The following is a 23,673-nucleotide window of genomic DNA, read 5'->3' as shown; positions in this document are numbered from 1 at the left end:
GTCCATTGTCGCCCTAGGGATGCCGGCTGCTGACGGAGACCACTTCTCCGGTCATGTAGGAGGAGTAGCCGGAGGCCAGGAACACGATCACGTTGGCCACCTCCCAGGGTTCGGCGTGGCGGCCGTAGGCCTCGCGGGCGGTCAGCTCGGTGAGCAGCTCGGGGGTCGTCACCTTCACCAGGTGCGGGTGCAGGGCGAGGCTGGGGGCCACGGCGTTGACCCGCACCCCGTAGGCGGCGGCCTCGACCGCCGCGCACCGGGTCAGCGCCATCACGCCCGCCTTCGCGGCGGCGTAGTGGGCCTGTCCGGCCTGGGCGCGCCAGCCGACGACGGAGGCGTTGTTGACGATCACGCCGCCGCCGGTCTCCCGCATGCGGCGCAGGGCGGCGCGGGTGCACCGGAACGTGCCGTTCAGCGTCACGTCCAGGACGCGGGTCCACTGGTCGTCGGTCATGTCCGCCAGTTCCGCGGTGCCGCCGAGCCCGGCGTTGTTGACGACGACGTCGAGCCGCCCGTGTTCCCGCACGGCGGTGTCGAAGAGGGCGCGGACCTGCGTCTCGTCGGTGACGTCGCAGGGCGCGGCGGAGACCGCGCCGGTGCCGAAATCACCGGCCAGCTCCGCCTCGTACTCCTTGAGCCGCCGCACGTGCGCGTCGCTGACCAGGACGCGCGCGCCCTCCTCCAGGAGGCGCCGCGCCGTGGCCCCGCCGATGCCCGCGCCGGCCGCCGCGGTGACGACGGCGGTCCGCCCGGCCAGCAGGCCGTGGCCGGGCACGTACGACGGGCTCTCGACGTCTGTCATGGCCTCACGCTAACCTACCAAACACTTGTTAGGGAAGTCCGGCCGGGGAAGGAGGGACGGTCGTGGACCTGGCGTTCTCCCCGGCGGACGAGGAGTTCCGCACCGAGGCGCGGGAGTGGCTGCACGCGCACGTGCCGCGTGAGCCGCTGCCCTCCCTGGAGACGGAGGAGGGCTTCGCTGCGCACCGCGCCTGGGAGGCGGAGTTGGCCGCGGAGCGCTGGTCGGTGGTCGACTGGCCGTCCGAGTACGGCGGACGGGACGCGGGTCTCGTGCGCCGGCTGCTCTTCGAGGAGGAGTACTACGCGGCGGGCGCGCCGGGCCGGGTCGGCCAGAACGGCATCCATCTGCTCGCCCCGACGCTCTTCGCCCACGGCACCGAGGAGCAGCGGGCGCGGGTGCTCCCGCCGATGGCCTGCGGTGAGGTGGTGTGGGCGCAGGCCTGGTCGGAGCCGGAGGCCGGTTCGGACCTGGCGTCGCTGCGGGCGCGGGCCGTGCGCACGGACGGCGGGTGGCGCTTGAGCGGGCAGAAGACCTGGTCGTCGCGGGCCGCGTTCGCCGACCGCGCGTTCGGCCTGTTCCGCAGCGACCCGGACGCGCCGAAACCCCACCAGGGCCTGACCTACCTGATGTTCGGCCTGCGGGCTCCTGGTGTCACGGTCCGCCCGATCGCCCGGCTCGACGGCAAGCCGGCGTTCGCGGAGCTGTTCCTCGACGAGGTCTTCGTGCCCGACGAGGACGTGATCGGCCAGCCGGGCCAGGGCTGGCGGATCGCGATGTCGACGGCGGGCAATGAACGCGGGCTGATGCTCCGCTCCCCCGGCCGTTTCCTCGCCTCCGCGCGGCGGCTGGCCGGGCTGTGGCGGGAGCGGGGCGGCCCGGCGGCCGCGCGGGACCGGGTCGCCGACGCCCTGATCGGCGCCCGCGCCTACCAGCTCTTCACCTACGCGGCGGCCTCCCGCTTCCTGGACGGCGAGGCCGTCGGCCCGGAGTCGAGCCTGAACAAGGTCTTCTGGTCCGAACTGGACCTCGCGCTGCACGAGACGGCCCTCGACCTCCTCGGCCCGGAGGGCGAACTGGCCGGCACGGACTGGGCGGAGCGGTACGTCTTCGCGCTCGCCGGTCCCCTCTACGCGGGCACGAACGAGATCCAGCGCGACATCATCGCCGAGCGGCTGCTCGGCCTGCCGAAGGGACGCCGGTGATGCGTTTCCTCCTCGACCCCGAGCAGCGCGCCTTCGCCGCGTCGCTGGACGCCCTGCTGACGGCGGCGGACACACCGGCGGTGGTGCGGGAGTGGAGCCGGGGCGACCACGCGAGCGGGCGGGCGCTGTGGTCCCGGCTCGCGGAGGCGGGCGTGTTCGCGCTGGCGGTGCCGGAGGCGTACGAGGGCCTGGGGCCGCGGCCCGTGGAACTGGCCGTCGCCTTCATGGAACTGGGCCGCCACGCGGTGCCCGGCCCCTTGGTCGAGACGGTCACGGCGGCGGTACTCCTCGCGGAAGCGGCCCCGGGCACCGCCAAGCGGCTGCTGCCGGCGCTGGCATCCGGGGAGACGATGGCGACGGTGACACCGCCCCGGGCCCAGGACGCGGCCGTCGCGAACGACACCCCGATGCCCCGGGCGCCGCAGGACGCAGGAGTCGGGGACGGCGCCCCCGAGCCCCGAGCCCAGGCCGCGACCGCCACGGCCGGCACCCCCGCACCCCGGGCCCAGGACGCGAAGGTCGGTAACGGCGCCCCCGAGCCCCGAGCCCAGGCCGCGACCGCCACGGCCGGCACCCCCGCACCCCGGGCCCAGGACGCGGCCGCCACAATCGGTGCCCCCAGCCCGCGCGAGCCCACGCCGACGGCCCTGCAAGCCCCCTACGCCCTGGACGGTGACGTCGCCGGCCTCCGGATCGTGTGGGAGCCCGGTGGTGTCCGTCTCTCCCCGGGTCACGGGCCGGTCCGGGCCTCCCTCGACCCCGCCCGGCGGCTCACCCCCCTCACCCCGGGCGGTGAACTCCTCGGCGCTCCCGCGGAAGCCGCCCTGTCCCGGGCCCGTCTCGCCACCGCCGCCCAGGCCCTCGGCGTGGGGCTGGCGCTCCTCGACAGGACCGTCGGCCACGTCAAGCGGCGCCACCAGTTCGGCGTGCCCGTCGGCTCGTTCCAGGCGGTCAAGCACCGGCTGGCCGACGCGAAGATCGCCCTGGAGTTCGCGCGCCCCCTGGTCTTCGGCGCCGCGCTGACCCTGCGCCCGGCCGACGTCGCCGCCGCCAAGGTCGCCGCCTGCGAGGCCGCGTACGCCACCGCCCGCACGGCGCTGCACCTGCACGGCGCGATCGGCTACACCGCGGAGTACGACCTGTCGCTGTGGCTGGCCAAGGCCCGGGCCCTGCGCACCGCCTGGGGCGCTCCCGAGGAGTGCCGGGCGCTGGTCGTCAGTGCCGGTGATCGCCGCTGGTGATCTCCCGGTACTCCTCCACCGTCGGCTTCTGGATCCGCGCGTCGGGCCCGAACATGGCGTGCGCGAGCCGGGCGCGCAGCCGCTCGGACCGTTTGACCTTGCGGCGTACACCGCCCGCGTCGACCTCGGGTCCGACCTCGTACGGCGGGTTCTGCTCGTGCTGGGTGAGGGTGAACAGCTCGGCCTGGGTGAGGGGCTCGTGCACCTCGACGTACTCGCCGGTCGGCAGCCGTTTGATGGTGCCGGTCTCCCTGCCGTGCAGGACCTTGGCGCGGTCGCGGCGCTGGAGGCCCATGCAGATCTTCTTCGTGACGATGAAGGCGACGACCGGCAGCACGAACGCGCCGATCCGCACGAACCAGGTGATCACGTTGATGGACAGGTGCAGATGGGTGGCGACGATGTCGTTGCCGCCGCCGATCAGCAGCACCGCGTACAGCGTCAGCCAGGCCACGCCGAGACCGGTGCGCACGGGCACGTTGCGCGGCCGGTCCAGGATGTGGTGCTCGCGCTTGTCGCCGGTGATCCACGCCTCGATGAAGGGGTAGGCGCCGATGGCGAGCATGACCAGCGGGAAGAGCGCGAACGGGATGAACACGCCGAGCACCAGCGTGTGGCCCCACAGGTCGATCTCCCATCCCGGCATCACCCGGATCAGCCCCTCGGAGAAGCCGAGGTACCAGTCGGGCTGGGCGCCCGTGGTGACCAGGTCGGGGCGGTAGGGGCCGAACGCCCACACGGGGTTGATCTGGGCGATCGCGCCCATGATGGTCAGGACGCCGAAGACGAGGAAGAAGAAGCCGCCCGCCTTGGCCATGTAGACCGGCAGGAAGGGCATCCCGACGACCGTCCGCTCCTTGCGTCCGGGGCCCGGGAACTGGGTGTGCTTGTGGTAGAAGACCAGGATCAGATGGGCGGTCACCAGGCCCAGCATGATCCCCGGCAGCAGCAGCACATGGACCGGGAAGAGGCGCGAGATGATGTCGTCGCCCGGGAACTCCCCGCCGAAGAGGAAGAACGCCACGTACGTCCCGACGATCGGGATCGACAGGATCGCTCCGTGCGCGAAGCGCAGGCCGGTGCCGGACAGCAGGTCGTCCGGGAGGGAGTAGCCGGTCAGGCCGGTGATGATGCCGAGCATCAGCAGGGTCCAGCCGAAGACCCAGTTCAGCTCGCGCGGCTTGCGGAAGGCGCCCGTGAAGAACACCCGCATCATGTGCACCATCATGCCGGTGATGAAGACCAGCGCCGCCCAGTGGTGGATCTGCCGGATCAGCAGCCCGCCGCGTACGTCGAAGCTGATGTCCAGCGTGGACTCGAACGCCCTGGACATGAGCACGCCGTTGAGTTCCGTGTAGGAGCCGCGGTAGACGACCTCCTGCATGCTCGGCTCGAAGAACAGGGTGAGGTAGACGCCGGTGAGGATCAGGACGACGAAGCTGTAGAGGGTGACCTCGCCCAGCATGAAGGACCAGTGGTCCGGGAAGACCTTGCGCATGTTGGCCTTGGCCAGCGCGTAGAGCCCGAGCCGTCCGTCCGCCCAGTCGGCGAGTTTCTCGCCCTTGCCGGCGGGAGGTCTCCTGCGGGCGGAGGCCGTCCCGTACACCCGTCGTGCGCCGTCGTCGCCCATACGTCGTCGCCTCCCCGTGGGATCCTTCCCAGCGTGGCACGGCTGGACGAGCACGCCAACGGGGCGAGGGGGCGGCTAGGCCAAGGGGGCGAGCGGGCGGCTCAGCGACTGCCGGGAGCCCTCCGCCGGGCGATGCGCTCCTCGATGCCGTGCAACTGGTCCAGGAGCAGCGGGGTCATACCGGGCTCGATCTCGGAGAGCTGCCCGATCGTCGTCCGCGCCCACCTGGCGGAGAACGCGGCCGCCCTGGAACTCACCCTTACGAGGACCAGTTCAAGCGGCTGGGCGCCTGACTCACACGATGCCCCGGGCCCGCGCGGCCACGAGCCACTTCGGGAACTCCCCCACCAGCCGGTCGTACAGCTCGGCGTCCGGCACCTTCCGCGGGTCCTCCCCCGCGTGGAAGAAGCCGGCGTTGTCGACGACCCGCTTGTCGGGCACGGCCAGCTCGTCCAGCTTGCGAAGGAAGTCGAACTGCTTGCCGCGCGGGTCGCCGAAGCCGATGAACTGCCAGAACAGCGGCAGTTTCGCCGCCTTGCACAGGTACCGTTCGGCGGCGAGCTTGTTGATCGGCCCGCCGTCGGTCTGGAAGACGACCAGGGCGGGTTCGGCCGTGCCGCTGTCGAGGTAGTGGTCGATGACGGCGTCCATCGCCAGGTGGTAGCTGGTCTTCCCCATGTGCCCGAGCCCGGCCACGATCCGGTCGATCCGCCCCTCGTGACGGGCCAGGGCGATCTCGGTCTCGGCGTCGACGTCCGTGGAGAAGAACACGACCGGAACGGTGCCGTCGTCGTCGAGGTGCGCCGACAGCCCGAGCACCCGGTCGGCCAGCGCCTGCACGCTGCCGTCCTGGTAGTAGGGCCGCATCGAGCCGGAGTAGTCGACGACAAGGTAGACCGCGGCGCGCAGCCCGTCCAGCCCGTGCTTCGTGAGGGACACCCCGGCGCTCTTGTAGAGGTTCACCAGCGCGGGAGCGGTCTCCTGGACCTTGGTGAGACTGATCGCGGCCATGGCGTTACTGTCTCACTCCTCGACGCTGTCTCACTCCTCGACGACCACTCCGTCGCTCAGGCTGAGCACCCGGTCGGCCAGGCCGAGGAGTTGGGGGTCGTGGGTGGCGACGAGGGCCGTGACGCCCTCGCTGCGGACCACGGCCCGCAGCAGCTCCATCACCGCCAGACCGGTGGCGGCGTCGAGCTGGCCGGTCGGTTCGTCGGCGAGCAGCAGGGCCGGGCGGTTGGCGAGGGCCCGGGCGATGGCGACGCGCTGCTGCTGCCCGCCCGAGAGCTCGGCGGGCCGCTGCGCCTCATGGCCCGCGAGGCCCACCAGCGCCAGCAGCAGCGCCACCCGCTCCTCGCGTTCGCGGGGCTCGGCCCGGCGCAGCCGCAGCGGCACGCCCACGTTCTCGGCGGCGGTGAGGATGGGGATGAGCCCGAAGGACTGGAAGACGAAACCGATCCGGTCGCGGCGCAGTTCCAGCAGCTCGCTCTCGCCCAGCGCCGACAGGTCCGTGCCGTCCACGACGACCCGGCCGCTCCGCGGCGAGTCGAGGCCGCCGATCAGCTGGAGCAGCGTCGACTTGCCGGAGCCCGAGCGGCCCTTGAGGGCGACCAGTTCACCGCGCCGGACGGCGAAGGTGGCCCCGCGCAGCGCGTGGACGGCCGCGGCGCCGGTGCCGTAGGAGTGGTGCAGATCCTCCACGCGCAGCATGGGCTCGTCTGGCGCGTCGTCGGCGAGGGCGGCACCGGACCCCGGACTGGTGTTCTCGGTCATCACCGCATCCCATACGGAACCGGTCCGGACGGTCAAGAGCTGAACGACCCGGGTTCGAACGCATGTGCCGGACTGGTAAGTCCGTGATATGCATGCCGCGTTGGGAGAACAGTGGCTAGGCCATCGGGTGGGGGAAGAGTGACGGGCTTACTGCTGCTGCGCCTGCGCGCGCACCGGCTGCTGCTCACGGCCGCCCTGCTCGCCGTCCTGCTGACCACCTCGGTGCTCGCCGCCCTCACGGCCTTCTCCGGCTCCGTCGGGGACGCGGCGCTGCGCGGCACCCTGGGCGGCCGGGCCGCGGCCTCCGCCTCCCTGGTCGTCGAGGCGGACGTGCCCCGGGAGCGGCGGGACGCGGCGCAGCGGGCCGTGGTGCGCGGGGCGCGGGAGGCGTTCGGCGGGCTGCCGGTGACCGTGCGGCGGCTGGAGCGGTCCGGGCCGTACGCGCTGCCCCGTTCCCTGCAGAGCGCCGACGCCCGTGCCGGCGAGCCCGATCTCACGCACCTGGCCGCCCTGGACCGGTCGCGGATCAGGCTGGTCTCGGGCACCCTGCCGGGCCCGGCCCCGGCCGCCCGCACGGCCGCCGTGCCCGTCGCCCTGCCCGAGGCGGCCGTCGAGAAGCTGAGGCTGCGGCCGGGAGCGCAGGTCACGCTCACCGACCGGCTGGGCGGCGAGCCCCTGCGGGTGCGGGTGACCGGCGTGTACCGGGCGGCCGACAGCTCCGACCCCTACTGGCAGGCGGACACGCTCGGCGGCCAGGGCGTGCGCACCGTCGCCTTCACCACGTACGGGCCGCTGCTGGCCGACGCGTCGGTGCTCGCCTCCGGCCGCGCCTCCGAGGACGGCACGGGCTGGGTGGCGACGGCCGACTACCGCGCCTTCACCACCGACGGCATGGGCGCGCTCCGCGCGGCGGCCGTCCGCGCGGCTTCGGCGCTGCGCGCGGACCCGGCGCTCGGCGGTGCCGCGGACGTGCGCACCGGGCTGCCCGAAGTGCTCGACCGGACCGAGCGGACCCTGCTGGTGTCCCGGTCCACCCTGCTGATCGTCTCCGTGCAACTGGTGCTGCTCGCCGGGTACGCGCTGCTGCTGGTGGCGCGGCTGCTGGGCAGTGAACGGGCGGGCGAGACGGAGCTGTTGCGGGCCAGAGGCGCGTCGCGCGGCCGGATCACCGGACTGGCCGCACTGGAGGCGCTGCTGCTGGCGGTGCCCGCCGGGGTCTGTGCGGCGCTGCTGTCCGGACCGCTGGCCCGGCTGCTGGCCCGGTGGTCCGGGCTCGACCGGATCGGGCTGCGGCTCGACACCGCCCCGTCGGGCGCGGTCTGGCTGGTCGCGGCCGGGGTGGCGGTGGTGTGCGCCGTGGCGGTCGTGGCGCCCGCGCTGGCGGCGACGGCCGGTACGACGGTACGGCTGCGGCGCGTGCGCGCCGCCACGGCGGCCGCGCCCGTGCGCGCCGGAGCCGATGTCGGGCTGCTGCTGATCGCGGGCGTGGCGTACTGGCAGCTGGCACGGCAGACCGACGCGAGTGGCGGCGGGGTGCTCAGCCGGGACCGGGCCGGGCAGCTGGGCATCGACCCGCTGCTGGTCGCGGCGCCCGCGCTGGCGCTGCTGGCCGGCACGGTGCTGACGCTGCGGCTGCTGCCCCTGCTGGCCCGGCTCGCGGAGCGGCGGTCCGCGCGGGGGCGCGGGCTGCCGGCGGCGCTGGCGGGCTGGCAGTTCAGCCGCCGCCCGCTGCGCGGGGCGGGCCCGGTGCTGCTGCTGGTCATCGCCGTGGCGACGGGGATGCTGGCGATCGGACACGGCGCGTCCTGGGACCGGTCGCAGGACGACCAGGCCGACTTCCGGACGGGCGCCGCCGTCCGGGTCCTCGACCACCGGCCGGGCAGCCCCGGCCAGACCGGTCTCTACGCCGCGCTGCCCGGGGCGCGGGACGCCGCCCCCGCGCACCGCACCACCCTGGCCCTCTCCGGCGACCGCGAGGCGACGGTCCTCGCCCTGGACACGGCCCACGCCGCGGACGGCATGCTGATGCGCGGCGACCTCGCCGACGAGCCCCCGGCGGCACTGTTGCGGGCACTGGACCCGCCCGCGCGGGACGACGACCGGGCGGTGCGGCTCCCGGACGGCACCCGGCGGCTCACCCTCGACGTGCGGATCACCGACGAGCGGTCCCCGACGGGGCGCTCCCCCTCCGGCCGCGCGCCCCTGCTCACAGTGGTCGTCGAGGACCGGTACGGCATCGCGTACCGGCTGGGCGCCGGCAGCGTCCCGGTGGACGGCCGGGTCCACCGGGCCACGCTCGACCTGGACGTGACGGCGACGGGCCGCCGTGCCGCCCCGGCCGGGCCGCTGCGGCTGACCGGGCTGCAGCTCGACGACACCTCCCCCGCCGTCCGCCCCGAACAGCACCGGTTCACCGTCGAACGGCTGCTCGCCACCGGCCGCGACGGCGCCGCGCGGACCGTCCCGGCGCCCGCCGGAACGCGCTGGCAGGGCGACCGGGCCGTGACGGAGAACGGCGAGGTCGTCGCCCGTTCGGCCGCCGAGCCCGCCGTGTCGGGGACCGCGCCGCTGACCGTGGCGTACGGCACCGGCGCCAACCCCGACCCCGACCCCGACGGCATCGCGGGCGCCTCGCGGATCTACACCCTCCGGGTCGCCACCGCCGGGGCCGGGGCGCCGCGCGGCCTGTCCGCCGTCGCCACCCGGGACTTCCTGCGGGCGGCGGGGGCCGGGCCCGGCGACACCATCGACGTACCGCTGTCCGGGGAGCAGCTGCGGGTGCGGATCGTGCGGGTGGTCGAGGAACTGCCGACCACCGGCGCCGGCGTGGACGGGCAGGCCGTGGACGGCGGGGCGCTGCTGCTCGATCTGCGGGCCGTCGACGCCGTGCTGGCACAACGGGCCGGTGCGCCGCTCGCCCCCACCGAGTGGTGGGTGAGCGCCGCCCCCGGCAAGACCGCCGAGGTCGTCGCGGCGCTGCGGGCGCGCCCCGACCTCGCACCGCAGCAGGTGCTGGTGCGGGACGAGACCGCGGCCGAGCTGCTGCGGGACCCGCTCGGCGCCGGGCCGCGCTCGGCGCTGACGGCGGTGGCGGTGGCCGCCGTGGCCCTCGCCGCCGGGGGTTTCGCGGTGAGCGCCGCCGGGGCGCGGCGGGAGCGGTCCGCGGAGTTCGCGGTGCTGCGCGCCCTGGGCACGCCCCGCCGGGATCTCGCCCGGCTCGTCGCGACGGAGCAGAGCCTGCTCATCGGCGCCGGGCTGCTCGCCGGGCTGGGGCTCGGCACCGTCCTGGCCCGGGCCGTCGTGCCGCTGATCGTGCTGACCTCCGGGGCCGCGCGGCCGGCCCCGCCCGTCCTCGTCGAACTCCCGGTGTCCCGGGTGGCCCTGCTGCTCGCGGGGGTGGCCGCCCCGCTGCTGCTGATCACCGTCGCGTCGGCGCTGCGCCGTGCCGAGCCGGCGGTCGCGCTCCGCGATCAGGGGGAGGACTGAGATGCGGCCGAACGCACAGGGCGCGCCGTGGGTGCGGACGCGGCTGCGGACCGCGCCCTGGTCCGCCGTCGCCTTCGGTGTGCTGGTGCTGGTCACGGCGTTCCTTGCGGCCGTCCTGCCCCGGGCCGTCGAGGCGTACGAGACGGACGGGCTGCGCGCGGCCGTCACCGGGGCCTCCCCCGAGTCCACCGTGCTGGAGCTGAAGTCGCCGCCGCCCGGTCTCGAACAGAGCGAGGAGGCCCGGGCGGACGCGGTCCGGCCTCAGGCGCTCGCGGCGGTCGACGCCCGGGCGCGGGCGCTGCTGCCCGGGCCGCTGCGGGCGGACCCGGCCGAGTCGGCGTACGGGGTGCGGACCGGCAAGAGCCTGGAGGCGCTGGACGCCTCGCTGCCCCGGCCGGACGGGCTGCCGCCGCGGTTCACGCTGCTCACGCAGTCGGGAGCGGCCGGACACGCCACCGTGCGGGAGGGACGGCTGCCCACCGCCGGCGCGGTGAGCGTGGACACCAGGTCGGTGGAGGGGGCCGTGACCAGCGAGACCGCCCGCACGCTGCGGCTGCGGGCCGGCTCCACGCTCAGCCTGGCCGGCTTCCCGGACGGGCCGCTGACCGTGCGGATCACCGGCGTCCTCGAACCCCGGCATCCGCGGGGGAGTTACTGGTCCGCGGAGCCTGTGCTGCGCACACCGGCCCTGCAGAGCAACAACGGCCGCCCGCCGCAGTTCTACTGGGAGGCGGGTGTCCTGCTGGCGCCCGGGGCCGCGCCGGCGCTGCTCGGCGGGCAGGGGGAGCCGGAGAAGTACTGGCGGTTCGCGCCGGCGACCGGGCGGCTCACCGGGGCGGACGCCTCGGCGCTCGGCGCGGCCGTGGCGTCCCTGGAGGACGGACCCGGGCTGGTGCGGATGCGCGGGGCCGCCGGTCCGACGGCGCAGCTGTCCACCGGCCTGGAGCAGGTGGTCGGCGCCTACGCGGAGACCCGGGAGGCGATCACGCCCGTGGTCGCCGTCGCGGCCTTCGGGATCGCCGCGGTCGCCGTCGTCGTCCTGGTCATGGCCGGTGGTCTGGCCGCCGCCCGCCGCGACGACGAACTCGCCCTGCTGCGGGCCCGGGGCGGGTCCCTGCGCGGCATCGGCGGGCGGCTGCTGGCCGAGACCGCGGTGCCGGCGGTGCCCGCGGCGGCCTGCGGTCTGCTGCTCGCCCTGCTCGTGGTGGACGAGGGCCGGGCGCTGCCCGCCGTGCTCGGGGCGGGCGCCGTGGCGCTGCTGGCCTGTGCCGTGCTGCCGCTGCGCGCGGTCGTGGCGCAGCGCAGGCCGCGGGCGCACCGGGAACGCGACGACCTCGCCCACGCCAGGCCCGGCGGGCGCCGCACGGTCGCCGAACTGACCGTGCTGGTGCTGGCCGCCGGCTCGGTGGCGGCGCTGCGCCGCCGCGGCACGGAAGGGTCGGCCGATCTGCTGGTGAGCGCGGCCCCGGTGCTCCTCGGGGTGGTCGCCGCGCTGGTCCTGGTACGGCTGTACCCGCTGCCGCTGCGGTGGGCCGCCGGCCCGGCCGGGCGGCTGCGCGGCCTGGTCGGGTTCCTGTCGCTGGCCCGCGCGGGCCGCTCCCCGGCGGCGGTCGCCGTGCTGCCCCTGCTCGCCCTGCTGACCGCCCTGACGACGGCCGCGTTCGGAGGGTCCGTGCTGACCGGCGTGGCGGACGCCCGGGACCGGGCCGCGCTGCTGGAGACGGGCGCGGACGCGCGCCTGGAGACGACCGACGGCACCCCGCTCCCGGCCGGACTGGCGGGGGCGGTACGGGATGTGGCGGGCGTACGGCAGGTCACGGCCGTGCGGGTCGGGTTCGCCGCGGAGCGCCCCTCCGACGAGACGCCGTCGCTGACCGTGGTCGGGGTCGAGCCGGAGACGTACGCGGAGGTGGCCCGGCGGACGGGGCTCGGGGGTTTCCCGGCCGGCCTGCTGGGCGCCGGGGGCGGGGTGCTGGACGCCATCGCCTCCCCCGAGGTCGCGGAACGACTCGGGCGGGCGCCGCGCCGGATCGTCACGGAGGGCGGGCCCGTCACGGTACGGATCACCGCCGTCCGCCCCCGCACCCCGGCCGTCACCCAGGGCGAGTTCCTGCTGGTCGACGCGGCGGGCCTGAAGGCCTCCGGCGGTCCCACGACCCTGCTGGCGGCCGGTGCCGGACTCGACGCGAAGGCGCTGCGGGCGGCCGTGCGCGACACCGGCTCCGGCGTCTCCGTGACCCTGCGCGGCGAGGAGCGGGCGGCGCTGTCCGACTCACCGCTGCAGAAGGGCGCCGAACGGATCTACGTCTGGGCCGTGGCCGCGGGTGCGGGGTACGCCGTGCTCGCCCTGGTGCTCGCCATGCTGCGGTCCGCGCCGGAACGGGCCGCGCTGCTGGCCCGGCTGCGCGCCCTGGGTCTGACGACCCGTCAGGGGCGTCGGCTGCTCGGCCTGGAGGCGCTGCCCCAGGCGCTCCTGGCGGCGGGCGGGGGCATGGCCGTCGGCTGGGCCACGGTAGGGCTGCTCGCCCCCGGCGTCGACCTGGACCGGCTCGCCCTGGCCGGCGCGTCCGGCGGAGCGCTGCCGGGCGGTGCCGTGCTGCGGGCCGACGTGTGGTCGCTGGCCCTGCCGGCCGCGGTCACGGTACTGCTGGCGGGGGCGGTGGCCGTCGCGCAGGCCTGGTGGGCGGGGCGCCGGACACCGATCACTCACCTCAGGGCAGGAGACATGCGATGAGCGGTACGACGGAGTCGCTCGCGGAGCTGGAGCGGCGGGCGGCGCACCACCGCGACCGGCCTGCGTACGGGCACGACGCCCTGATCGCCTGCGACCGGCTGGTGCGGATCTTCGCCAAGCGGGGCGGCGGGGACGCCGTGGAGGTGCAGGCGCTCCAGGGGCTCGATCTGCTGGTGCGCGAGGGCGAGTTGATGGCGCTGGTGGGGGCGTCCGGCAGCGGCAAGTCGACGCTGATGAGCATCCTCGCGGGCCTGGACGTGCCCACGGCCGGCGCCGCGAAGGTCGCGGGTCACGATCTGCTGGCGATGGACGCCAAGGCGCGGTTGCGGTACCGGCGCGAGGTGGTCGGCTTCGTCTGGCAGCAGACGGCCCGCAATCTGCTGCCGTATCTGACGGCGGTGCAGAACGTGGCGCTGCCCATGCAGTTGGCGGGCCGCTCCCGGCGGGAACGGGCCGGACGGGCGGACGAGCTGCTCTCCCTGCTGGGGGTCGCCGACTGCCGGGACCGGCGGCCGCGGCAGATGTCCGGCGGCCAGCAGCAGCGCGTCGCGATCGCCGTCGCCCTCGCCAACGCCCCCGCCGTCCTGCTCGCCGACGAGCCGACGGGTGAGCTGGACTCGGCGACCGGGCAGCAGGTCTTCGCGGCGTTCCGCCGGGCCAACGAGGAACTGGGCACGACGATCGTCATCGTCACGCACGACCAGGCGGTGTCCGGCGAGGTCCGCCGCACGGTCGCGATCCGCGACGGCCGCACCTCCACGGAGGTACTGCGTCGCACGGAGGTCGACGCGACGGGGCGGGAGTCCCTGGTGGCGCGCGAGTACGCGATGCTCGACCGCGCGGGCCGCCTGCAGCTGCCGGCCGAGTACACGGCGGCCCTGGGCATGCGGGACCGGGTGCTGCTGGAGCTGGAGGAGGACCACGTCCAGGTGTGGCCGGACGGGCACGGCACCGAGGACGGGGGCGGCACCGTGGACAGGCACGGCACCGAGGACCGGCACGGCTGAGGACGGACAGGCACGGCTGAGGACAGGCGACGGCGCCTGCCCGTTCGTCCGGTCGGGGACAAGGGGCAGGCGCCGTCTGTGTTCCGTACGCCGTTGTACGGGACGTCTGTGCGGACCGCTGTCAGACCATCAGGGCCCGGTCCGTCGGGCGGATCGGCGCGGGCAGCTCGCTGGCGCCCGTGAGGTGGCGGTCCACCCCGCGCGCCGCCGAACGGCCCTCGGCGATCGCCCACACGATGAGCGACTGGCCGCGGCCGGCGTCACCGGCGACGAACACGCCCGGCACGTTGGTCTGGAAGTCGGCGTCGCGGGCGATGTTGCCGCGCTCGTCCAGCTCCAGGCCGAACTGCTCGACCAGGCCGTTCTCTCGGTCGGTGCCGGTGAAGCCCATGGCCAGCGTCACCAGCTGGGCGGGGATCTTGCGCTCGGTGCCCGGCTTCTGGGTCAGCTTGCCGTCGATGAACTCCACCTCGGTGAGGTGCAGCCACTGGACGTTGCCGTCCTCGTCGCCCTCGAAGTGGGTCGTCGAGACGGAGTAGACGCGCTCGCCGCCCTCCTCGTGGGCCGAGGTGACCTTGTACAGCATGGGGAAGGTCGGCCAGGGCTGGTTGAGCGGGTGCCGCTCGTCGTTCGGGCGGGGCATGATCTCCAGCTGCGTCACGGAGGCCGCGCCCTGGCGGTGGGCGGTGCCGACGCAGTCCGCGCCGGTGTCGCCGCCGCCGATGACCACGACGTGCTTGCCCTCGGCCGAGATGGGGGGCGCCACGAAGTCGCCCTCCTGCACCTTGTTGGCCAGCGGCAGGTACTCCATCGCCTGGTAGATGCCCTTGAGTTCACGGCCGGGCACCGGCAGGTCGCGGGCGGTCGTCGCGCCGACGGCCAGGACGACCGCGTCGTACCGCTTCTTCAGGTCGGTCGCCTTGAGGTCGCGGCCGATCTCGATACCGGTGCGGAAGCGGGTGCCCTCCGCGCGCATCTGCTCGATGCGGCGGTTGATGTGCCGCTTCTCCATCTTGAACTCGGGGATGCCGTAGCGGAGGAGGCCTCCGATGCGGTCCGCGCGCTCGTAGACGGCGACGGTGTGACCGGCCCGGGTCAGCTGCTGGGCGGCGGCGAGGCCGGCCGGGCCCGAGCCGACGACCGCGACGGTCTTGCCGGACAGGCGCTCGGGGATCTGCGGGGCGACGTCCCCGGTCTCCCACGCCTTGTCGATGATGGAGACCTCGACGTTCTTGATGGTGACCGGCGGCTGGTTGATGCCGAGCACACACGCCGACTCACAGGGAGCGGGGCACAGCCGGCCCGTGAACTCCGGGAAGTTGTTCGTCGCGTGCAGCCGCTCCGACGCCGCGCCCCAGTCCTCGCGGTAGGCGTAGTCGTTCCACTCGGGGATCAGGTTCCCGAGCGGGCAGCCGTTGTGGCAGAACGGGATGCCGCAGTCCATGCAGCGGCTGGCCTGCTTGCTGATGATCGGCAGCAGGGAGCCGGGGACGTAGACCTCGTTCCAGTCCTTGACGCGCTCTTCGACGGGGCGGGACTTGGCGACCTCGCGCCCGTGGTTCAGGAAGCCCTTCGGGTCAGCCATTGATCGCCGCCTCCATCATCTTCTCGTGGGTCTCGGTCTCGGAGAGACCGGCTCGCTCGGCGGCGTCCTTGGCGGCGAGCACTGCCTTGTACGTGCTGGGGATGATCTTGCTGAAGCGCTCGACGGCGGTGTCCCACTCGGCCAGGAGCTTCTCGGCGACGGTGGAGCCCGTCTCCTCCTGGTGGCGGCGGACCACGTCGCGCAGCCACTGCTTGTCGGTGTCGTCCAGCGCCTCGATCGCGTCCAGGTTGCCGACGTTGACGTTGTCCCGGTCGAGGTCGATCACGTAGGCGATACCGCCGGACATGCCGGCCGCGAAGTTGCGGCCCGTCTCGCCGAGCACCACCGCGTGGCCGCCGGTCATGTACTCGCAGCCGTGGTCGCCCACGCCCTCGGAGACGACCGTCGCGCCGGAGTTGCGGACGCAGAACCGCTCACCGGTCTTGCCGCGCAGGAACATCTCGCCGCCGGTGGCGCCGTAGCCGATGGTGTTGCCGGCGATGACGCTGTATTCGGCGAGGTGGTCGGCCGCGCGGTCCGGGCGGACGATGATCCGGCCGCCCGAGAGGCCCTTGCCGACGTAGTCGTTGGCGTCGCCCTCCAGGCGCAGCGTGACGCCGCGCGGCACGAACGCGCCGAAGGACTGGCCGGCGGAGCCGGTGAAGGTGATGTCGATGGTGTCGTCGGGCAGGCCCGCACCGCCGAACTTCTTCGTCACCTCGTGGCCGAGCATGGTGCCGACCGTGCGGTTGATGTTGCGGATCTCCACCTGGGCGCGGACCGGCTGGGCCTCGGTGGCGTCCGAGGCGGCCAGGGCGTCCGCCGCCAGCTTGATCAGCTGGTTGTCGAGCGCCTTCTCCAGGCCGTGGTCCTGCGCGACGATCTGGTGGCGCACCGCGCCCTCGGGCAGTTCGGGCACGTGGAACAGCGGCTCCAGGTTCAGGCCCTGGGCCTTCCAGTGGTCGACGGCGCGGGTGACGTCGAGGGCCTCGGCGTGGCCGACGGCCTCCTCGATGGAGCGGAAGCCCAGCTCGGCGAGGATCTCGCGGACCTCTTCGGCGATGTAGTTGAAGAAGTTCACGACGTACTCGGCCTTGCCGGAGAACCGCTCGCGCAGCACCGGGTTCTGCGTGGCGATGCCGACCGGGCAGGTGTCCAGGTGGCAGACGCGCATCATGACGCAGCCGGAGACGACGAGCGGCGCGGTCGCGAAACCGAACTCCTCGGCGCCGAGCAGCGCGGCGATGACCACGTCACGGCCGGTCTTCAGCTGGCCGTCGGTCTGCACGACGATGCGGTCGCGCAGGCCGTTGAGCAGCAGCGTCTGCTGGGTCTCGGCGAGGCCCAGCTCCCAGGGGCCGCCGGCGTGCTTCAGCGAGGTGAGCGGGGAGGCACCCGTACCACCGTCGTGGCCGGAGATGAGCACCACGTCCGCGTGCGCCTTGGACACACCCGCCGCGACCGTGCCGACGCCGACCTCGGAGACCAGCTTGACGTGAATCCGCGCCTGCGGGTTCGCGTTCTTCAGGTCGTGGATCAGCTGGGCCAGGTCCTCGATGGAGTAGATGTCGTGGTGCGGCGGCGGGGAGATCAGGCCCACGCCGGGCGTCGAGTGACGGGTCTTGGCGACCCACGGGTAGACCTTGTGGCCGGGCAGCTGGCCGCCCTCGCCGGGCTTGGCGCCCTGGGCCATCTTGATCTGGATGTCGTCGGAGTTGACCAGGTACTCGGAGGTCACACCGAAGCGGCCGGAGGCGACCTGCTTGATGGACGACCGGCGGGCCGGGTCGTACAGGCGCTCCGGGTCCTCGCCGCCCTCACCGGTGTTGGACTTGCCGCCCAGCTGGTTCATGGCGATGGCGAGGGTCTCGTGCGCCTCCTGGGAGATGGAGCCGTACGACATGGCGCCGGTGGAGAACCGCTTGACGATCTCGGAGGCCGGCTCGACCTCGTCGATCGGGATGGGCTTCCGGTCGGACTTGAAGCCGAACAGGCCGCGCAGCGTCATCAGCCGCTCGGACTGCTCGTTCACGCGCTCGGTGTACTTCTTGAAGATGTCGTAGCGGCCGGAGCGGGTGGAGTGCTGGAGGCGGAAGACCGTCTCCGGGTCGAACAGGTGCGGCTCGCCCTCGCGGCGCCACTGGTACTCGCCGCCTATCTCCAGCGCGCGGTGCGCCGGGGCGATGCCGGAGGCCGGGTAGGCCTTGGCGTGCCGGGCGGCGACCTCCTTGGCGATGACGTCGATGCCGACGCCGCCGATCTTGGTGGCCGTGCCGTTGAAGTACTTCTCGACGAAGGCCTCGTCGAGACCGACGGCCTCGAAGACCTGGGCGCCGCGGTAGGAGGCGACGGTCGAGATGCCCATCTTGGACATGACCTTCAGCACGCCCTTGCCGAGGGCGTAGATGAGGTTGCGGATGGCCTTCTCGGGCTCGATGCCGGGCAGGAAGGTGCCGGCGCGGACCAGGTCCTCGACGGACTCCATCGCCAGGTACGGGTTGACCGCGGCGGCGCCGTAGCCGATGAGCAGGGCGACGTGGTGGACCTCGCGGACGTCACCGGCCTCGACCAGCAGGCCCACCTGGGTGCGCTGCTTGGTGCGGATGAGGTGGTGGTGGACGGCCGCGGTGAGCAGCAGCGACGGGATCGGCGCGTGCTCGGCGTCCGAGTGCCGGTCCGACAGGACGATCAGGCGGGCGCCGTTCTCTATCGCGGCGTCGGCCTCGGCGCAGATCTCCTCGATGCGGGCGGCCAGCGCGTCACCGCCGCCGTGCACCCTGTACAGGCCGGACAGGGTCGCGGCCTTGAAGCCGGGCATGTCACCGTCGGCGTTGATGTGGATGAGCTTGGCCAGCTCGTCGTTGTCGATGACCGGGAAGGGCAGCAGGACGCTGCGGCAGGACGCGGCCGACGGCTCCAGCAGGTTGCCCTGCGGGCCCAGCGAGGAGCGCAGGGAGGTGACCAGTTCCTCGCGGATGGCGTCCAGCGGCGGGTTGGTGACCTGCGCGAACAGCTGCGTGAAGTAGTCGAAGAGCAGGCGCGGGCGGTCCGACAGCGCGGCGATCGGCGAGTCGGTGCCCATGGAGCCGATCGGCTCGGCACCGGCCTTGGCCATCGGCGCGAGGATGACGCGCAGCTCCTCCTCGGTGTACCCGAAGGTCTGCTGGCGGCGGGTGACCGAGGCGTGGGTGTGGACGATGTGCTCGCGCTCGGGCAGGTCGGAGAGCTCGATCTCACCGGCCTCGATCCACTCCGCGTACGGCTTCTCGGCGGCGAGCTCGGCCTTGATCTCGTCGTCCTCGATGATGCGGTGCTCGGCGGTGTCGACGAGGAACATGCGGCCCGGCTGGAGGCGGCCCTTGCGGACGACCTTGGCCGGGTCGATGTCCAGGACGCCGACCTCGGAGCCGAGGACGACCAGGCCGTCGTCGGTGACCCAGTAGCGGCCGGGGCGCAGGCCGTTGCGGTCGAGGACCGCGCCGACCTGGGTGCCGTCGGTGAAGGTGACACAGGCCGGGCCGTCCCAGGGCTCCATCATCGTGGAGTGGAACTGGTAGAAGGCGCGCCGGGCCGGGTCCATGGAGTCGTGGTTCTCCCACGCCTCCGGGATCATCATCAGCACGGAGTGCGGCAGGGAGCGGCCGCCCAGGTGCAGCAGCTCCAGGACCTCGTCGAAGGAGGCGGAGTCGGAGGCGTCGGGCGTGCAGATCGGGAAGATCCGGTCGATCTCGTCCTGGCCGCCGAACAGGTCGGAGACGATCTGGGACTCGCGGGCCGCCATCCAGTTGCGGTTGCCCTTGACGGTGTTGATCTCACCGTTGTGCGCGACGAAGCGGTACGGGTGGGCCAGCGGCCACGACGGGAACGTGTTCGTCGAGAAGCGGGAGTGCACGAGCGCGATCGCGGAGGCGAAGCGGCGGTCGGACAGGTCCGGGAAGAAGGGCTCCAGCTGACCGGTCGTCAGCATGCCCTTGTAGACGATGGTCCGCGCGGACAGCGACGGGAAGTACACGCCGGCCTCGCGCTCGGCGCGCTTGCGCAGCACGAAGGCCTTGCGGTCGAGGGCGATGCCCGTGGCGGGCACGTCCGCGCCGTCGGCGACGAAGATCTGGCGGAAGACCGGCATGGTCGACCGGGCGGTGGCACCGAGCAGTTGGGGCGCGACCGGCACCTCGCGCCAGCCGAGGACGGTCAGGCCCTCGTCGGCCGCGATCGTCTCGATCTGCGAGACGGCGTCGGCGGTGGAGTCCTCCGGCAGGAAGGCGATGCCGACGGCGTATCCGCCGGCCTCGGGCAGCTGGAATCCGGCCACGTCACGGAAGAAGGCGTCCGGAACCTGCGACAGGATGCCGGCGCCGTCGCCCGAGTCGGGCTCGGAGCCGGTGGCACCGCGGTGTTCGAGGTTGCGCAGGACGGTCAGAGCCTGCTCGACCAGGGTGTGGGACGCCTCGCCGGTGAGGGTGGCGACGAAGCCGACGCCGCAGGCGTCGTGCTCGTTGCGGGGGTCGTACATACCCTGCGCAGCAGGGCGAGCATCCATGAAGGACCAGTTCTGGCCATTCGCGGAATGCTGGGACGGCTGGCGCGGCGTACGCATCGGCTCTCCCGTCGTCGTCATGTGGCATATGCAAGGTGCCGAGGGACGACGTTGGCCCTCGCGTGATCGCAAAATTTCGTGCAGGTTACATGATGGAGCGGTTCTCGGGAAGCGGGATAATCCGTTCCAACATGCGGACACCGGCGGCTCGCGGCGGGGGTACCGCACCGACGGTGGAAGCTATGGGGGGCCTGTACGGAACGACCGGGTGAGATCGATGCCCGTCGGGCCCTGGGGCGGGGGCAGGCGCCTTCGCCCGCCCCGCTGGGGTACGCGGCGGGCCTCATTGCCCGCAGCGCTTACGGCTCATGCCCGGTGGTTGCGCATTCGAAACCAGCGAGTAACGGTTACTTATGCGGCCCCATGCATAAGCCCGAGCCGCGCTATCCTACGGCCGTTCCGAACAAGGTGCCCAGGGCGTACGTCACACCGGCCGCCGCGCCACCCAGGAGCAGCTGCCGCAGCCCGCTGTACCACCAGGTGCGCGCCGTCACCTTGGCCACCACCGCACCGCACAGGAACAGCCCCAGCAGCGCCAGCAGCACGGCCGGCCAGATGCTGCTCGCGCCCAGCAGATAGGGCAGTACGGGGATCAGCGCGCCGAGCGCGAAGGAGCCGAAGCTCGACACCGCGGCGACGGTCGGCGAGGGCAGATCGCCGGGGTCGATGCCCAGCTCCTCCCGGGCGTGGATCTCCAGCGCCTGCTCGGGGTCCTTCGACAACTGCCGGGCGACCTCGTCGGCCAGCCGCGGCTCGACCCCGCGCGCCCGGTAGAGCGCGGCGAGCTCGGCCTCCTCGCACTGCGGGTGCTTGCGCAGCTCACGCCGCTCCACGTCCAGCTCGGCCTCGACCAGCTCGCGCTGCGAGGCGACGGAGGTGTACTCGCCGGCGGCCATGGAGAAGGCACCGGCGGCCAGGCCGGCCAGTCCGCTGAGGACGACGGTGTGCTGGCCGACCGACCCGCCCGCGACACCGGTCATCAGGGCCAGGTTGGAGACGAGGCCGTCCATCGCTCCGAACACCGCGGGACGCAGCCAGCCGCCGTTCACGTCCCGGTGGGTGTGGTTGTCCCGGTGCGCCTCGTGCAGCGCCGCCTCGGTCTCGATGATGGCCATGGAAGAACTCCGCTCCCCTATGTCGAACCAGCTACTTTGGACAAGTTCCAGAGTTTTACAACACACAAACTACGCCCTGAATTCCGCCGCCGCCAGCAAGGAAAGGCTGCGCTAACCTGCGGTTTTGCCGTTTTCCGCTCACTTGATCGTCAGTTCGCGCAGATGTCGACCGGGTGATGCTGTGGCGGCTGAGGCTCGGGGCAGCCGCCCCGGTGGGACACATGCCGTATGGCATCGATCGCCTGCATCCCCTCCGTCCCGGCGCCCGGGGACGCCGCCGGGCTCCGCGCACGGGCCCGGGGCGCGCTGCTGGGCCTGGCCGTCGGTGACGCCCTCGGGGCGCCCGCCGAGAACATGAAGCCGTCCGAGATCCGCGCGCGGTGGGGCCGTATCACCGGCTACGTCGCCGAGACGCCCGCCGGCACGGACGACACCGAGTACGCGATCTTCTCCGGCCTCCTCCTGGCCCGGCACGGCTCCGCCCTCACCCCGGCCCATGTGGAGGCGGCCTGGCACGAGCTGATCGCCGACCGCGACGAGGGTCCCTTCCGGGGCGCCGGGTTCAGCGAACGCGGCACGCTGGAGAACTTGCGCCGGGGCCTGGCCGCCCCCATCTCCGCCCAGCACCGGCACGCCTGGAGCGACGGCCTGGCCATGCGCGCGGCCCCCTTCGGGGTGTTCGCGGCGGGCCGCCCGGCGGAGGCGGCCCGGCTGGTCGCGATCGACGGTTCGGTGAGCCACGACGGCGAGGGCATCTACGGCGGCCAGGCGGTGGCGGCGGGCGTGGCGGCGGCGATGGCCGGGGCCCCGCCGATCGCGGTCGTGGCCGCCGCCCTGGCGGTCGTGCCCGACGACTCCTGGACGGCCCGCTGCCTGCGCCGCGCGGTGGCGGTGGCCCACCGCGGCGAACGCGCGGTCCGCTCCGCGGTCGTCATCGGCGGCTACCCCTGGACCGACCTGGCCCCCGAGGCGGTCGCCCTCGCCTTCGGCGCGTACGCGGCGGCCGACGGCGACTTCGAGCAGTCCGTCCTGACCGCGGTGAACATGGGCCGCGACGCGGACACGACGGCGGCGGTGGCGGGCGCGCTGGCGGGCGCCACCGGGACGGTGTCGGCGATCCCGGCTGCCTGGGCCTCGGCCATCACCCCCGCCCGGGGCTCCTGCCTCCCGGCGATGGCGGGCCACCACGTCCTGGACGTGGCGGACCTGCTGACCCCGGCGGCACCCCACCCGGAACCGACCCCGACGGACTTCGCCCTGGCGGCCGACGGAACGGAGCCTGCCTCATGAGGACGCACGAACCGGCAGCCGCCGACGGCGAAGTCGCCCCACGGGAGACCAGGACCCCTCGGGAGACAGTTACGGGCGGTGCGCGGGTGGGAGAAAAGAAGGCCGAAGGCCTCCTGCTGGGACTCGCCGCCGGCGACGCCGCCGGCTGGCCCGCCGCCCGCCACCGAGCCGCCCGCATGCCCGACTGGACCCGCCGCCTCACCCGCGAACTCGACACCTTCGCCGAGCAGAACGCGACGACCACCCTCCCCGTCCCCATCGCCCTGAACCAACCCCCCGAACCCCTCCGCCTCGGCCCCTCCGACGACGCCGAATGGGCGGCCTTCGCCGCCGAAGCCCTCCTCCGCGCCGGCGACGACACCGTCCTGAACGACCTCAGCCGAGACCGCCGCACCCGAGCCGCGATCGACCTCACCTGGAACGCCATCGCCAGTGAGGTCGCCGCGGCGGCGGACCGCGCGCCCGAGATCGAGTCCGCCGTCCTCCCCCTGCGCGCCCGCATCTCCGTCCGCGCCGGCCTCGGCAACCTCGCCACCGGCCTGCGCCCACCCGCCACCGGCCACGACAACCCCCACTACTTCGACGACGCCGCCTGCGTCCGCGCCTGCGTCCTGGCCGTGGCCCACCCGGGCGACCCCCGGCGCGCCGCCGACCTCGCCGAGTTCGACGCCCGCTACACCCAGGACGGCGACGGCGTCCACGGCGCCCGCGCGATGGCGGCGGCCCTCGCCCTCGCCCTGGCCGGCGCGCACGTCGACGCCTGCGTCACCGCCGCCCTGGCCGAACTCCCCGAGGAGACGGAGATCGGCCGCAACGCCCGGCACGCCCTGCGGCTCGCCGCCGCGGCGGACAGCGCCTTCGCCCTGGTCCCGCCCCTGGAGCACCAGATCGTCGACCACGTCTACAGCTACGGCATCGCCGCCGCCGAAACGGTCCCGGTCGCCCTCGCCCTGGCCACCGCCGCCCGCGGCCGCATCACCGAGGCGGTCCCGGCCGCGGCCTGCCTCTCCCGCGTCGCGGACTCCGCCCCGGCCCTGGCGGGCGCCCTCACCGGCGCCCTCGGCGGCAGCGCGTCGATCCCGGCGTCCTGGCGGGACGCCTGCCGCACCCTCTCCGGCTGCGTCCTGCCCCGCCTCACCGGCACCGACCTCATGGAACTCGCCGGACTCCTGGAAGCCGCCCAACCGGCCCGCCCGGGTGGATGATGCGGC

Annotated in this window: 15 protein-coding genes; 7 read left to right on the top strand and 8 right to left on the bottom strand. The window is 73.9% G+C overall.

The genetic code is table 11. The features are described from left to right. Positions 1 to 13 precede the first annotated feature (13 nt). Entirely contained in the window at positions 14 to 802 is a 789-nt protein-coding gene (locus ABZ386_RS04350; protein ID WP_351331774.1) for an SDR family oxidoreductase, read from the bottom strand. Between the two features lie 62 nt (positions 803 to 864). Here ABZ386_RS04350 and ABZ386_RS04345 point away from each other — a divergent pair, with 62 nt between their 5' ends. Together ABZ386_RS04345 and ABZ386_RS04340 are read left to right on the top strand one after the other, a co-directional pair. Then, a complete protein-coding gene (locus ABZ386_RS04345) occupies positions 865 to 2,004 on the top strand; it encodes an acyl-CoA dehydrogenase family protein (RefSeq protein WP_358963542.1) in 1,140 nt (379 codons plus the stop codon). Continuing rightward, complete coding sequence (locus tag ABZ386_RS04340; RefSeq protein ID WP_358963540.1) at positions 2,004 to 3,245, top strand: acyl-CoA dehydrogenase family protein; 1,242 nt, start codon at positions 2,004 to 2,006, stop codon at positions 3,243 to 3,245. The genes ABZ386_RS04345 and ABZ386_RS04340 overlap by 1 nt, the downstream gene beginning before the upstream one ends. Here the strand turns inward: ABZ386_RS04340 and ABZ386_RS04335 are convergent. The 4 genes from ABZ386_RS04335 to ABZ386_RS04320 all read right to left on the bottom strand — a co-directional run bounded on the left by ABZ386_RS04335 (position 3,220) and on the right by ABZ386_RS04320 (position 6,648). After that, a complete protein-coding gene (locus ABZ386_RS04335) occupies positions 3,220 to 4,875 on the bottom strand; it encodes a cytochrome bc complex cytochrome b subunit (RefSeq protein WP_356616104.1) in 1,656 nt (551 codons plus the stop codon). The two genes, ABZ386_RS04340 and ABZ386_RS04335, sit on opposite strands and share 26 nt — an antisense overlap. Positions 4,876 to 4,976: 101 nt before the next feature. After that, a complete protein-coding gene (locus ABZ386_RS04330; RefSeq protein WP_355726700.1) occupies positions 4,977 to 5,132 on the bottom strand; it encodes a hypothetical protein in 156 nt (51 codons plus the stop codon). Between the two features lie 37 nt (positions 5,133 to 5,169). Continuing rightward, the gene (locus ABZ386_RS04325; RefSeq protein ID WP_358963538.1) at positions 5,170 to 5,886 is read right to left on the bottom strand and encodes a VWA domain-containing protein; all 717 of its coding nucleotides are present in this window, start codon (positions 5,884 to 5,886) and stop codon (positions 5,170 to 5,172) included. A gap of 30 nt (positions 5,887 to 5,916) precedes the next feature. Then, complete coding sequence (locus ABZ386_RS04320) at positions 5,917 to 6,648, bottom strand: ABC transporter ATP-binding protein (RefSeq protein ID WP_351331784.1); 732 nt, start codon at positions 6,646 to 6,648, stop codon at positions 5,917 to 5,919. A gap of 138 nt (positions 6,649 to 6,786) precedes the next feature. Between ABZ386_RS04320 and ABZ386_RS04315 the strand changes: the two genes are divergently transcribed. Genes ABZ386_RS04315 through ABZ386_RS04305 form a run of 3 tightly spaced genes read left to right on the top strand, consistent with a single transcriptional unit; the run spans position 6,787 to position 13,875 of the window. Further along, the gene (locus tag ABZ386_RS04315; protein WP_358963535.1) at positions 6,787 to 10,134 is read left to right on the top strand and encodes an FtsX-like permease family protein; all 3,348 of its coding nucleotides are present in this window, start codon (positions 6,787 to 6,789) and stop codon (positions 10,132 to 10,134) included. Position 10,135: 1 nt separating this feature from the next. Continuing rightward, on the top strand, positions 10,136 to 12,868 hold the full coding sequence (locus ABZ386_RS04310) for an ABC transporter permease (RefSeq protein WP_358963533.1): 2,733 nt from the start codon (positions 10,136 to 10,138) through the stop codon (positions 12,866 to 12,868). Further along, positions 12,865 to 13,875, top strand: coding sequence for an ABC transporter ATP-binding protein (locus ABZ386_RS04305; protein WP_351331790.1), 1,011 nt, complete (start codon positions 12,865 to 12,867; stop codon positions 13,873 to 13,875). The genes ABZ386_RS04310 and ABZ386_RS04305 overlap by 4 nt, the downstream gene beginning before the upstream one ends. Positions 13,876 to 13,996: 121 nt before the next feature. On the opposite strand, the gene ABZ386_RS04300 is transcribed toward ABZ386_RS04305, so the two are convergent. From ABZ386_RS04300 to ABZ386_RS04290, 3 genes are all read right to left on the bottom strand, one after another. Continuing rightward, positions 13,997 to 15,460, bottom strand: a complete 1,464-nt coding sequence (locus tag ABZ386_RS04300; protein WP_351331792.1) for a glutamate synthase subunit beta — start codon at positions 15,458 to 15,460, stop codon at positions 13,997 to 13,999. Then, a complete protein-coding gene (gene gltB, locus ABZ386_RS04295) occupies positions 15,453 to 20,057 on the bottom strand; it encodes a glutamate synthase large subunit (RefSeq protein WP_351332977.1) in 4,605 nt (1,534 codons plus the stop codon). The genes ABZ386_RS04300 and gltB overlap by 8 nt, the downstream gene beginning before the upstream one ends. A gap of 383 nt (positions 20,058 to 20,440) precedes the next feature. Then, positions 20,441 to 21,172 (bottom strand): VIT1/CCC1 transporter family protein, encoded by a 732-nt coding sequence (locus ABZ386_RS04290; RefSeq protein ID WP_355723795.1) that lies wholly within the window; start codon positions 21,170 to 21,172, stop codon positions 20,441 to 20,443. Positions 21,173 to 21,400: 228 nt separating this feature from the next. Between ABZ386_RS04290 and ABZ386_RS04285 the strand changes: the two genes are divergently transcribed. Further along, positions 21,401 to 22,462, top strand: a complete 1,062-nt coding sequence (locus ABZ386_RS04285; RefSeq protein ID WP_351331796.1) for an ADP-ribosylglycohydrolase family protein — start codon at positions 21,401 to 21,403, stop codon at positions 22,460 to 22,462. Between the two features lie 86 nt (positions 22,463 to 22,548). Then, entirely contained in the window at positions 22,549 to 23,667 is a 1,119-nt protein-coding gene (locus ABZ386_RS04280; protein ID WP_358963531.1) for an ADP-ribosylglycohydrolase family protein, read from the top strand. Positions 23,668 to 23,673: the final 6 nt, after the last annotated feature.

Source organism: Streptomyces sp. NPDC006140, assembly GCF_040628815.1.
In the GTDB taxonomy this organism is placed as follows: domain Bacteria; phylum Actinomycetota; class Actinomycetes; order Streptomycetales; family Streptomycetaceae; genus Streptomyces.
Note: the sequence above shows the minus strand (reverse complement) of the source record. Positions and strands in the feature narration are given on the sequence as shown.